Here is a 12,786-nt window from a genome sequence, read left to right as displayed (position 1 = left end):
CCGATAAATATGCAGCAAGAAACAGAAGTTTTTGTCTTCCCGGCATCCTTTGCTCAGCAGCGGCTTTGGTTCCTCAATCAATTAGCACCGGGCAATCCTTTCTACAATGTCTCAACAGCACTCCGCTTAACAGGTTCGCTCAACTTAAGAGCTTTAGAGCAAACCTTCAATGAAATTGTGCAGCGGCACGAAACTTTACGCACTACTTTTACGCTTTTGGAAGGGGAACTCGTACAAGTTATTGCTCCCTTTTTAACCGTATCTCTTCCCACAATCGACTTACAAAATCTCTCGCCAACTCAGCAGGAAACCGCAGCGCTGCAACTCGCAACCGATGCAGCGCAATGCCCTTTCGATTTAGCCGCCGGGCCGTTATTCAAAGTAACGCTGTTACAACTCAGTGAAACAGAACATATATTGTTGCTGAATTTACATCATATTGTGGCTGATGGTTGGTCGATTGGAGTGCTAATTCGAGAGCTGGGAACGCTCTACACGGCATTTGTAAAAAACGAGCGATCGCACTTACCAGGACTGCCCGTGCAGTACGCCGACTTTACAGAATGGCAGCACCAATACTTGCAGGGCGAAGTATTAGAAACCCAGTTAGATTATTGGCGCGAGCAGTTAAAGGGAATTACCGCAATAAATCTACCGACAGACAGACAAAGGCCGGCGGTTCCATCCTACCGGGGTGCTAAACATTTTATAACACTATCACCTGCTTTGAGCGAGCAGCTAAAGTCATTTAGCCAGCAAGAAAGCGCGACTTTATTTATCACTCTACTAGCCGCTTTTCAAACTTTGCTCTACCGCTATACAGGACAAGTAGATATTGCAGTAGGAACGCCGATCGCCAATCGCAACCAGAGCGAAGTAGAAGCATTAATCGGTTTTTTTGTCAACAGTTTAGTGCTGCGTGCAGATTTATCAGGAAACCCAACTTTTCGGGAACTATTGCATCGGGTAAAAAACGTCGCAATGGCAGCCTACGCCCACCAAGATTTGCCCTTCGAGAAGTTGGTTGAGGAAATGCACCCCGATCGCGAATTGAGCCGCAACCCCCTATTTCAACACAGTTTCAGCCTGCAAAACACTCCTGTAGCAGCGCTAGAATTGCCGGGAATCACTTTGGGGGCGATCGACTTTGACGCGGGAACCGCCAAGCTAGATTTAGAGTGCCACTTGTGGGAAAATGCAGGAAGTATTCAAGGGCAATTTGTCTACAGCACAGATTTATTTGATAGCGCCACAATTGCGCGCATGGCGGGACATTTCCAAACGCTGCTCGAAGCCATTGTTGCCAATCCCAAAGAGCACCTCAGCGACTTGGCTTTGCTGACAGCGCCAGAATACCAGCAATTATTAATCGATTGGAATGACACTCAGAGAGATTATCCGCAAAACCAGTGTTTCCATCAGCTATTTGAAGAGCGAGTCGCGCTCGCGCCCGATGCTATCGCCGCCGTCTTTGAAAACCAGCAGTTAACCTACCGCCAACTCAACAGCAAAGCCAACCAACTTGCACGTTACTTGCAGCAATTGGGTGCCAAACCAGAAGTTTTAGTGGGCTTTTGTGTAGAACGTTCCTTAGATGCGATCGTCGGATTGCTAGGCATTATCAAAGCAGGCGCAGCCTACGTGCCTTTAGATCCAACTTATCCTCAAGAGCGACTTAACTTCATGTTAGAAGATGCTCAGGTGTCGATTTTGGTAACTCAGCAGCACTTAGCAAAAAACTTGACGCAGCCGGAAAATTACGGAGTTTTTTCAGTAGTGTGTTTGGACTCCGACAGAGAAATTATCGCCCGACAAAGCCCAGCCAAATTAACTACAAATATTTTACCAAAAAATCTAGCCTACATCATTTACACATCTGGTTCAACCGGAAAACCCAAAGGCGTTTTAATCGAACATCGCGGACTCTACAACTTAGCACAAGCTCAAATAGAAGCTTTTCAAATCAGCTCAAATCACCGCATCTTGCAATTTGCATCCCTGAGTTTTGATGCCTCAATCTTTGAGATTGTCATGGCATTGGGAACCGGAGCAACACTTTACTGTGCCAAGAAAGAATCTTTATTGCCAGGACAAACATTAATCCAATTTTTGCAAGACAATGCTATTACCCACGCTACCCTCCCGCCGTCGCTGCTAGCAGTCCTTCCAAGCGCCGAACTTCCCGCACTGCAAACAATCATCTGTGCTGGCGAATCCTGTTCCTTGGATGTGGTGAAACGCTGGGGTTTTGGGCGCAGGTTTTTTAACGCTTACGGCCCTACAGAAGCGACTGTCTGGTCGAGTTTTGCCGAAATTGGCGATTCCCTGCGCGATAGCTTCGCTTCACGCAAAAAACCGCCAATCGGTCGCCCAATAGCTAACACTCAACTCTATATTTTAGATAAAAATTTACAGCCTGTACCCGTTGGAATTCCCGGTGAATTGTACATCGGCGGCAGCGGATTGGCGCGAGGCTACCTCAACCGCCCCGAATTAACCGCCCAGCGATTTATTGCTAATCCGTTTACCCAGAAAGCAGGAGAACGAATTTATAAAACTGGTGACTTAGCCCGCTATTTTCCCGACGGCAATATTGAGTTTTTAGGCCGCGCTGACGAACAGGTAAAAATTCGCGGTTATCGAATAGAATTGGGAGAAATTGAAGCGCTGCTGGTTCAGCATCCCGCAGTCAAAGAAACAGCGGTGGTGGCTGAAGATGATTTGTCTGGCAACAAACGCCTAGTTGCCTATGTCGTGGCCAATCACAATCAGACGCTTAATCCCGGGGAAATGCGCCATTTTCTCAAACAACAACTGCCCAATTACATGATTCCCAGTGCTTTTGTGGCGATGGATTTTCTGCCCCTAACTCCCAATGGCAAAATCGACCGCCTGCGCCTACCTGTACCGGGAACTCTAACTAGCAATTCAATAGATAAAAGCTGCATTGCACCTCGCACACCAACCGAGTCAACCCTCGCCCAAATTTGGGCCACAATCCTCAACGCAGAGTGCGTTGGCATTGGCGACAACTTCTTCGATTTGGGTGGAGATTCCCTGCTGGCAATCCGCCTCATCAATGAGATTAACCAGCAATTTGAGCGCGAGTTGCCGCTCTCTGCTCTTTTTTTAAATCCGACAATTGAAGGTTTAGCCGATTCGCTATCTTCAGAAACAAATTCTCTGGAATGGTCGCCTTTAGTTGCAATTAAGCCTCGCGGTAAAAATCCCCCGTTCTTCTGCGTCCATCCCATCTTTGGCGTCGTGTTTCCTTATGTCGAGTTAGCATTTCAGCTAGGAGAAAATCAACCGTTTTACGGGCTGCAACCAAAGGGGATTGACGGCGAAAGTTCTCCGTTAACTAGCATTGAAGAGATGGCGGCTGACTACATCGCAGCCTTGCGTACAGTTCAACCAAAAGGGCCTTATTTTTTAGGAGGTTGGTCTTTTGGAGGTTTGGTGGCTTTTGAGATGGCTCAACAGTTACTCGCAGCGGGGGATGAAGTGGCTTTGCTGGCTGTGCTGGATACTTTAGCGCCGGTTGCTGCTAACAAACCTTCTGTTTGGGATGGTTGCAAGTTTATTCTGACTACTGTTTCCCGCTCTATCTGGCCTTTTGTGGTCGATTATTTTCGCTTGGTGGCTGCTGCGGAAAATGTGCAAGTTGGCGGTATTGCTGCCAGGTTTCCTAAATTAAATAAGCTGCTTAATTGGGCAGCTAATTTTTGGCATAGCTGGAATTGGAAGCAGGCGATTATGGTTAGTATCCTATCTCAGGAGTCAAAACAACACAACTGGCGCGAGCTGGCAATTCCGTCGATGTTCACTGTATTTCAGGCTAACAGTCAAGCAACTCTCAGCTATGTACCGAAAATTTATCCGCACCGAATTACTCTGTTTAGATCGGGGGAAAAGCTCAGCACGAACCATCAAGATCCGACTCTTGGCTGGAGCGATTTAACGGCGGCACAAGTAGAGGTGATTCGAGTTCCTGGCAATCACCTTACTATGTTGAGAAAGCCCTGTGTTGAGGTGCTGGCCAGACAGCTAAACCTTTGCTTGAAACAGAAATTAAGTGATTGAGCGGCCGTTGGGCGCGATCGATCGAATTGCGTTCATCTGGCTAAAATCCATTGGGCGATGCTAAAAATGCTAGCACCCAAAGCGCCTGCGATCGGAAGGGTAATTAGCCAAGCCGAACCAATTGACAGCAAAGTTTTCCAGCGTACTGTTTTCCAAGCTTTGATCAGTCCGACTCCGACAACTGCACCGACTAAAGCGTGGGATGTGGAAACCGGAAACCCGAAGCGGGATGCTAGCAAGACTGTGGTGGCTGTGGCTAATTCCGCGCAAAATCCGCCGCTGGGTTGCAGTTGGATGATCTTTTCGCCGACTGTGGCAATTACATTTTTGCCCCAAATTGCTAAACCGATGACGATTCCTACGCCTCCGACGATTAAAATCCACAGTGGAACGCTGAAATCGTCTGAGGGAAAGGAACCTGTGCGCCGGATGTAGGCGATCGCAGCTAGGGGGGCAACGGCATTGCCTACGTCGTTGGAACCGTGGGCAAATGCTACAAAACAAGCGCTCAATACTTGGAATCTTGCCATCTGTTGCTCGATCGGACAGTGGCGAGGAGGGGGGTCTTGGGGGAGAGTGGGGGAGGGGGAGATTGGGAGATTGGGAGAGTTTGTGTTTGTACTTCTTCCTTCTTCCTTCTTCCTTATTACTTCTTCCTTCTCTACTAATTCTAATGTTTTCCAGCTATTGAGGGAAAGTCCGATCGCCCCAATTCCCCCAATCGCGATCGCAATATCGTGCACCGGAATATTCCAGCCCAGTCGATCGTACACAAAGGCGATCGCTCCTGTCTGCACGAAAGCCGTGTCTACAATAGACGGCAGTACAATTATCCCGAATACGCTCAGCAGTGCAGCACTCAGCCAAGGTATCCACTCGCGCATCTGAAATAGAGGATCTGGTCGATCGAGAATCGAATACTTCACCGCACTGTAAAATAGTGCTGCTAAAACACCGCTGGCAAAAGGTGTCGCCAGCCAAGTTAAGGAAATACTGCCGATTGTTCGCCAATCAACCGCATGAATTCCGGCTGCAACCCAGCTAAAACCCGCGATCGCACCTACCACCGCATGAGATGAAGAAACCGGCAAACCTCGACTCGTAGCGATTTGCAGCCACAACCCGCAGGATATCAGCACTGAAACCATCCCGACTAAAAATACCTGCGGCCGGGCAGAAAACACATCTACATTGACAACTCCTGTTGCCAGAGTTTGGGAAACTCCTTGCCCGAACAGCACTGCGCCGGAAAACTCCAGTATGCCTGCAACAATTATTGCTTGCCGCAGCGTTAGCGCTTTCGAGCCTACGGATGTCCCCATCGAGTTAGCGACATCGTTTGCTCCCAAGTTGGCGGCGACGTACAAAGCCAGTACAGCCAGCGCCGCCAGTTGCAGAAATACGAGCTCTGAGCTATTTAACATTGCATTTTTTTGTCATAAAACTGGCAGTTCGATATATGATAAGGGATTGTGAGTTTTGGTAAATCCCATGAAAGGCGCAGAAATAATCCGTTCTATCGAAACGGAAGAAATCAATAGAGTCAAGCAAGAACTAAATAAACAACTCCCCCAAATTTACGTGGGCGACACAGTGCGCGTCGGCGTGAAAATTAAAGAGGGTTCTAAAGAACGGGTTCAGCCCTACGAAGGGACTGTGATTGCTATGCGAAACGGCGGCATTAATGAAACAATCACCGTGCGCCGCGTGCTTCAGGGCGTGGGTGTGGAACGGGTGTTTATGATTCACTCGCCCCGCATCGCTACGATCCAAGTCATGCGCCGCGGGAAAGTCCGCAGAGCCAAACTTTACTACCTGCGCGATCGCGTGGGCAAGGCAACTCGGGTCAAACAGCGGTTCGATCGCTCTCTGTAGGAATGCACCAAGCTTTCCTTTTGTTCATGGAAAATGGGAAATTGAAAAATTTCAAAAAAAAGTTTCCCATTTCCGAGCGCACTGTGTTAAAATAGAAATCTAGAGGTTAAGCGAGTTTCAGCAACCTCACCTGTGCGCTCTTAGTTCAGTTGGTAGAACGCAGGTCTCCAAAACCTGATGTCGGGGGTTCAAGTCCTCCAGGGCGCGCTGAATCACCAAACTTGAAATTCTGCCCGAAAGCGCCCGGATTATTGGCTGGAAACAGCTTAAACCGCAAGTTTTCGGGTAGAATTAATTTTTGTGGGCGGTTCGCAAAAAATGCCATCAACAAATGCTCGGTGTGGTCTCTCGATCGCCCTTAAGAGCGATCGGCACTTATACCGTTGATGGATTTAGCTTGTAAAAAAGTGCTGGCTTTGGATTTGAAATTTTGGACTTGGGCGTAAGTGGTTAGTGTCAAAAAATCAAAGAGCCGCGAGCCACTCACACAATCTAAAATCTACAATCTAAAATCGCAAGGGGGATTCGATAGTGGCGAAAAAAGACGAAGCTCAAGAAACTCAAGAGATCGCGGCGTCTAGGTTTGATCCGGTGGGTTTTTTAAAAGACACTAGAGAAGAACTCGACAAAGTGGTGTGGCCTAGTCGCCAGCAGCTAATTAGCGAGTCTTTGGCCGTGCTTTTGATGGTAATCCTTTCAGCAAGCCTGATCTATTTGGTGGATAACTTCTTTAACTGGGGCGCAGGAAAGGTGTTTGGGCCATGACTTTTGCATCAGAAGAATCTGATTATTCCACAGAAGCGACGGGACAAGCTTCATCGGCAGATGTGCCGGAAATTGATGCTCGCTGGTATGCTGTTCAAGTTGCCTCTGGCTGCGAAAAGCGGGTGAAGGCTAACTTGGATCAGCGGATTCAAACCTTGGATGTTGCCGATCGCATCGTTCAAGTAGAAATTCCGCAAACTCCGGCGATCAAAGTCGGTAAAGACGGTTCCAGGCGGCAGTCCGATGAAAAAATCTTCCCCGGCTACGTACTCATCCGTATGTTTATGGACGAAGATACGTGGCAGGTGATCAAAAATACCCCGAATGTAATTAATTTTGTCGGGGCAGAGCAGAAACGCCGCTACGGGCGCGGCAGAGGTCACGTCAAACCGCTACCTCTGAGTCATTCGGAAGTAGAACGGATCTTCAGAAACGCTCAGGAATCAGAACCAGTTGTCAAAGTATCGATGGCGACAGGAGACCACGTTGTGGTACTTTCCGGGCCGTTTAAGGATTTTGAAGGTGACGTGATTGAAGTGAGCCCGGAACGGAACAAGCTCAAAGTTTTACTCTCGATTTTTGGGCGCGATACGCCTGTAGAATTGGAGTTCAATCAGGTTCAGAAACAGAACTAACTAATGGCAAAGAAAGTTGTTGCAGTAATTAAGTTGGCGATTACGGCGGGAAAAGCCAACCCAGCTCCTCCGATCGGCCCAGCTTTGGGTCAGCACGGCGTCAATATTATGATGTTTTGCAAGGAGTACAATGCTAGAACCGCAGACCAAGCTGGTCTTGTGGTTCCGGTAGAAATTTCGGTTTTTGAAGACCGCAGTTTTACGTTTATTCTCAAAACCCCCCCGGCTTCGGTTTTGATTCAAAAAGCTGCTGGCATTGCTAAGGGTTCGGGTGAACCTAACCGCAAGCAAGTAGGGACAATTACACAGGCTCAGTTGCGAGAAATCGCTGAAACCAAAATGCCTGACCTCAATGCTAATGATGTTGAAGCAGCAATGAAAATTGTGGCGGGAACAGCTAAAAACATGGGCGTGGCGATCGCGGATTGAAGTCAGTTGTCAGTTGTCAGTTGACAGTTGGCAATCGGTAATTCCCAGTGTTGAAGCTCAAATCTTCAATTCTTTAATCCAAAATCAAAAATCCAAAATCGATCGATTCAGGGGGAGAAGCAAAGCTTCGCTAGGAATCGAACCGAACAAATTTTAGAGATCGGATTGGCTGATAAGTTCAATTCTTTAATCTAAAATCTAAAATCTAAAATCGACTGACCCCAGAGATAACAATGGCAAAGAAAGTATCGCGAAGACTGCAAGAACTTCAAAAGAAAGTAGAAGAGAGACCCTACGAACCGCTGGAAGCTCTGCAACTTTTGAAAGAAACAGCAACCGCTAAGTTTGGCGAAGCTGCTGAAGCTCACATCCGTTTGGGAATTGACCCTAAATATACTGACCAACAGTTGCGGACAACTGTGTCGCTGCCAAAAGGCACTGGTCAAGTAGTCAGAATTGCGGTGATTGCTAAGGGCGAAAAAGTTAAAGAAGCTCTGAATGCCGGCGCGGATCTTGCTGGTTCCGAAGAGTTGATCGAAGATATTCAGAAGGGCATGATGGACTTCGATTGTCTGATTGCTACCCCTGACGTAATGCCGTTGGTGGCAAAATTGGGCCGATTGTTGGGGCCGCGCGGTTTGATGCCTTCTCCGAAAGGTGGCACGGTGACGACTGACATTGCTCAGGCCATCAACGAGTTTAAAGGTGGTAAACTAGAATTTCGTGCCGATCGCACAGGCATCGTTCATGTTATGTTTGGCAAGGCAGCTTTCTCAGCGGAAGATTTGCTGGTCAACCTTCATGCTTTGCAAGAAACTGTTGACCGCAACCGTCCTTCGGGCGCAAAAGGTCGCTACTGGCGCAGTTTGTACATATCCGCAACAATGGGCCCATCGATCGAAGTCGATATCAGTGCCCTGCGCGATACCAAACTTGATGGTGCCTAGAAAGAATTAAGCAGAAGGCAGAAGTAAAAGACAGCTTCGGTTGTTTGTATAAATCTCTCACGAGATTTGCATTATACCCTTGCTAATGTCTGCCTTCTGATGATAGCCTAATCAAAAATCCATAAGCCCAAGACCGCAGGTGCCGAGCGCTTAATTTCCTGCCGAGGCTGAAGAAATAAAAACTCAAGAAAATAAATTAAAAAGTTCTATCTTTTAATTCCTAATTCTTAATTTTTAATTCTCTGCCCCGGCTATAAGGTTGGGGTTTTTGATTGGCAGTTTGAGATCCTAAAAGGAGGTGAAATAAGTATGGGCAAAAGTTTAGCAGTAAAAAATGAGATTATTGCAGACCTCAAGCAAACCTTGAGCGAATCTCAATTGGTAATCGCGATCGACTACAAAGGCTTAACTGTTGCTGAAATCACAGATTTGCGGCGGCGCTTGCGTCCGAAAGGCAGCAGTTGCCAAGTGGCCAAGAACACGCTAATGCACATTGCTGTTGAAGGCAATGAAACATGGCAGCCGATGCAGGAATTGCTGACAGGTACGTCAGCGTTTATGTTCGTGCAAGAAGATATTGGCGGCGCGATTAAAGCTTACCAAGAATTCCAAAAAGCTTCCAAGAAGACTGAACTTCGCGGCGGCGTGATGGAAGGACGGGTACTGAAAGAAGCTGATATTAAAGCATTAGCTGATCTGCCGTCGAAAGAACAACTCATGGCTCAAATTGCTGGCGCAATCAACGGCGTCGCAACCAAGTTGGCTGTGGGTATCAATCAAGTTCCTACTTCGATCGCGCGCGGTCTCAAAGCTTATGCTGAAAAAGACGGCGATGCAGCAGAAGCACCAGCAGAAGCACCAGCAGAAGCACCAGCAGAAGCACCAGCAGAAGCAGAAAGCGCATCTGCTTAAATAGTTTTGAGTTTTGAATTTTGAGTTTTGAATTGAGAAATCTCGAACTTAAAATTCACAACTGACAACTGACAACTGACAACTGACAATTAATCAAATCAAACTAGGAGTTTAACGAATGTCTACTGCAACCGACGAAATCTTGGAAAAATTGAAGACTCTGAGCTTGCTCGAAGCTTCTGAATTGGTCAAGCAAATTGAAGAAGCTTTCGGCGTCAGCGCTGCTGCTCCTGTAGGCGGCATGATGATGATGGGCGGCGGCGCAGCAGCCCCCGCTGAAGCTGTAGAAGAGCAAACTGAATTTACTGTGATGCTCGAAGAAGTTCCTGCTGACAAGAAAATCGCAATTCTGAAGGAAGTCCGCGCAATTACCGGTTTGGGTCTGAAGGAAGCGAAAGACTTGGTAGAAGCCGCACCGAAAGCAGTTAAGGAAGCTATTGCTAAGGAAGCTGCTGAAGAAATGAAGAAGCAGCTTGAAGCTGTGGGCGCCAAGATTTCTATCAAGTAGTCAGAGAATGTAGTTGATATCAATTCCGGTGACACCGGGATGATTGTTGACTGTTGACTGTTGACTGTTGACTGTTGACTGTTGACTGTTGACTGTTAACTGTTAACTGTTGACTGTTAACTATTCCTTAAAATTAATCGCGCGATAGTTACATCTCTCGCGCGATTAATTATTTTTTGCGTAGGGAAACGGCATTGCCGTGTCCTCTTTCACCAGGGCGATTAATTATTTTTTGCGCTAGGGAAACGGCAAGGCCGTGTTTTCTTAGATTTTAGAGGCGGCATCCATTTGCCGCACGACTGTTAAAGCAGAATAGGAAACACCGGCAGTTCCTTCTCCCGGATGCGTGGAGTCGCCTACTAACCACAAGTTTTTAATTGGTGTGCGGTTGGCAAATCCGAAGGGCCCGAAGGTTGGTATTCGCTGGCCGATGCCGCCTACAACACCCCTATCGCGCGCCGTGTAGCGGGCAAAGGTGCGGGGTGTGGCTGATTCTTGGTGTACAATTTTTTCGGGTGTCAAATCGAAATATTCGCTCAAACGGCCGATCGCCCCTGCGGTATATTTTTGCTTCAATCCTTCATAATCAGCGGAATTCCACCACATTCGAGTATCAGTAAAAGACGAAGCAATCACAGTCGCCATTCCCTGCGGTGCTCGGCCGTCGCCCGGATGACTGACAGAAACAAATAAGGAATTATTCTCCCCTATCTCGCCGTCGTAATCGTAGAGAAACTGAAGGTGCGGCGGACAATTTGCCGGAATTGCGCTTTCATGAACTCCCAAATATATGACAAATGCGCCGGATGCGGGCGGCAATTTATCAACTCGATATTTGTAGCCTGCCATTTGATTTGGCAGTTGGTTTGTTGTCTCTGAATTATCTGTTAAACTTTCTAAAACAGGCTCGCTTGACATCAATTTTACTAGATTTTGCGCGGTCACGTTGGCAACAATGCGATCGGCTGTTTCTGTCCAAACTTCGCGTGTTTTTTGATTGCGAATCACTGTAGCGGTGGCTTTGCCGTTGGCGGTGACTATACTTTCAACTGTGTGACGGAGTAAGACTTTGCCGCCGTAGAGTTCGATCGCCCCTACGAGTCGATCGCTCAACACCTGCATACTTCCTTGTAAATGATACAATCCCTGCGGCTCTTGGGAAACTCCTAAAGCCGTCGCCGCGTACAGCAACGCCGTTTCTTCAGTATCGACTTGAGAATACAATTTTAACTGCAAATCCAGAAAAGTTTTCAAGCGCAAATTGTCCCCCAACCCGCACAAGCGCAAAGCATCACCCACCGTCATAAAAGTGAAAGGCAAAGTAATTAAAGTATCGGGGCGCACAGCTTGAATTAATTGCCAAAAATCCCAGAAATTTCTGGGCGGCAAAACTGGATCGCGCCCTTGAAAGTTCCAGCTAGCTTGGAACAATGTAGATAATAATTGCCAAAAACGTTCGCTTCCGGGGAATTGTTTTTGTCTTTCTTGCTGCCACTTTTGCGGATCTCGCCAGACGCTAATCGGTGCAGTTTCTCCCGGCAAAAACACCGCACAAGCGGGATCGCAGGGCGTGGCGGCGGGAAGTTCGATATCTAATTCCGAGAAAATTCGGTGGTGAATGCCTCCGGGTTCCAATCCTGCAACCTGTGTCGCGCCGACATCGAAGGTAAAGCCTTGGCGTTTGAAGGTGGAAGCGCATCCTCCGGGGACGATCGCCTGATCTAAGACTAGCACTTGGTATCCTCTGCGGGCTAGCAGAGCGGCTGCTGTCAGCCCGCCGATTCCGCCTCCAATTACCGTGACGCGGCCCTTTGTTGCGGCTGGACTGGGTTTGCTCTCAGGGGGGCGATCGGCTCTCATAATTTATTTATTGTAATATTTCTTAATATTATGCTCATATTTTGCAATAAAAAGCTCTTGTGGCGACAGGTTGAAATCTATCGCTACAAGAGCTTGCGTCCGAGTTGAGAGGACGTTTCAGGGGTAATGCGTGCGGGGTTCACCCGAAGCATTAAAGTTTGTGTCGTAGCCTATCGGAGAATTAAGGGCGGCGCCACTTGTTGAGATAAGCTTCACCAATCCCAGCCACAGCCTGCATTTGACCTAGCTGTTCCCGTAAAGCTTTGATGGTTCTGATCTGTTCTTGAGACTGTTGCTGCAAAGCGTCGTAATTTCGCTGTTTGGCAGCACTCTGGCTCAATTGATTTTCTAGATATGGCAACTTAGTCAGTTGAGCTTGGAAGTTGTCGATCGCACTTGACGTTTCTGCCAACTTATGCTGCAAAGCTTCGTAACTCGACTTCGACACAGTTTCCTGCAATTGCTGTTCTAGATTTTGCTTGGAGGCTAATTCCTGTTGCAAAGATGCTAGGGCGTTTTCTTTTTCGCTCAACTGTTGCTGCAAAGTTTCGTAACTCGACTTCGATACAGTTTCCGGCAATTGACTTTCGACATTTTGCTTGGAGGCTAATTCCTGTTGCAAAGATGCCAGGGCGTTTTCTTTTTCGCTCAACTGTTGCTGCAAAGTTTCGTAACTCGACTTCGATACAGTTTCCGGCAATTGACTTTCGACATTTTGCTTGGAGGCTAATTCCTGTTGCAAAGATGCCAGGGCGTTTTCTTTTTCGCTCAA

Annotated in this window: 10 protein-coding genes, 1 tRNA gene, 1 pseudogene and 1 other annotated feature; of the genes and pseudogenes, 9 read left to right on the top strand and 3 right to left on the bottom strand. The window is 47.6% G+C overall.

Translation table 11 applies throughout. The annotated features are described in order from the left end of the window. The first annotated feature begins 9 nt into the window (after window positions 1-9). Window positions 10-4,083, top strand: a complete 4,074-nt coding sequence (locus QUB13_RS22050) for a non-ribosomal peptide synthetase (RefSeq protein WP_333384774.1) — start codon at window positions 10-12, stop codon at window positions 4,081-4,083. Window positions 4,084-4,115: 32 nt separating this feature from the next. On the opposite strand, the gene QUB13_RS22045 is transcribed toward QUB13_RS22050, so the two are convergent. Then, window positions 4,116-5,507, bottom strand: coding sequence for an inorganic phosphate transporter (locus QUB13_RS22045; protein WP_333384771.1), 1,392 nt, complete (start codon window positions 5,505-5,507; stop codon window positions 4,116-4,118). Window positions 5,508-5,574: 67 nt separating this feature from the next. Between QUB13_RS22045 and rplS the strand changes: the two genes are divergently transcribed. From rplS to rplL, 8 genes are all read left to right on the top strand, one after another. Then, window positions 5,575-5,958: a 50S ribosomal protein L19 gene (gene rplS, locus QUB13_RS22040; protein ID WP_194069690.1), complete on the top strand. Its 384-nt coding sequence runs from the start codon at window positions 5,575-5,577 to the stop codon at window positions 5,956-5,958. A 134-nt stretch (window positions 5,959-6,092) separates the two neighbouring features. Beyond that, window positions 6,093-6,165, top strand: a tRNA-Trp gene (locus tag QUB13_RS22035). 324 nt (window positions 6,166-6,489) lie between these two features. Then, window positions 6,490-6,723: a preprotein translocase subunit SecE gene (gene secE / locus QUB13_RS22030; RefSeq protein WP_333384768.1), complete on the top strand. Its 234-nt coding sequence runs from the start codon at window positions 6,490-6,492 to the stop codon at window positions 6,721-6,723. Continuing rightward, on the top strand, window positions 6,720-7,358 hold the full coding sequence (gene nusG, locus QUB13_RS22025; protein WP_194069689.1) for a transcription termination/antitermination protein NusG: 639 nt from the start codon (window positions 6,720-6,722) through the stop codon (window positions 7,356-7,358). Before secE ends, nusG begins: the two co-directional genes overlap by 4 nt. A gap of 3 nt (window positions 7,359-7,361) precedes the next feature. Continuing rightward, window positions 7,362-7,787 carry a 50S ribosomal protein L11 gene (rplK, locus tag QUB13_RS22020; RefSeq protein ID WP_006635588.1) on the top strand — a complete coding sequence of 142 codons (426 nt, stop codon included), beginning with the start codon at window positions 7,362-7,364 and terminating at the stop codon, window positions 7,785-7,787. Between the two features lie 233 nt (window positions 7,788-8,020). Continuing rightward, window positions 8,021-8,734 carry a 50S ribosomal protein L1 gene (gene rplA, locus QUB13_RS22015; RefSeq protein ID WP_194012020.1) on the top strand — a complete coding sequence of 238 codons (714 nt, stop codon included), beginning with the start codon at window positions 8,021-8,023 and terminating at the stop codon, window positions 8,732-8,734. Window positions 8,735-8,842: 108 nt separating this feature from the next. After that, window positions 8,843-9,014, top strand: a sequence feature (ribosomal protein L10 leader region). 29 nt (window positions 9,015-9,043) lie between these two features. After that, on the top strand, window positions 9,044-9,646 hold the full coding sequence (gene rplJ / locus QUB13_RS22010) for a 50S ribosomal protein L10 (RefSeq protein WP_333384766.1): 603 nt from the start codon (window positions 9,044-9,046) through the stop codon (window positions 9,644-9,646). A 118-nt stretch (window positions 9,647-9,764) separates the two neighbouring features. Then, the gene (rplL, locus tag QUB13_RS22005) at window positions 9,765-10,154 is read left to right on the top strand and encodes a 50S ribosomal protein L7/L12 (RefSeq protein ID WP_333090297.1); all 390 of its coding nucleotides are present in this window, start codon (window positions 9,765-9,767) and stop codon (window positions 10,152-10,154) included. A gap of 264 nt (window positions 10,155-10,418) precedes the next feature. On the opposite strand, the gene crtD is transcribed toward rplL, so the two are convergent. Both crtD and QUB13_RS21995 read right to left on the bottom strand, forming a co-directional pair. Continuing rightward, window positions 10,419-12,014, bottom strand: a complete 1,596-nt coding sequence (gene crtD, locus QUB13_RS22000) for a C-3',4' desaturase CrtD (protein WP_333384763.1) — start codon at window positions 12,012-12,014, stop codon at window positions 10,419-10,421. Window positions 12,015-12,195: 181 nt separating this feature from the next. Beyond that, window positions 12,196-12,786, bottom strand: a pseudogene (locus tag QUB13_RS21995) (CopG family transcriptional regulator); the annotation flags it as partial.

Source organism: Microcoleus sp. B4-D4 (genome assembly GCF_036705185.1).
Classification (GTDB): domain Bacteria; phylum Cyanobacteriota; class Cyanobacteriia; order Cyanobacteriales; family Microcoleaceae; genus Microcoleus.
Note: the sequence above shows the minus strand (reverse complement) of the source record. Positions and strands in the feature narration are given on the sequence as shown.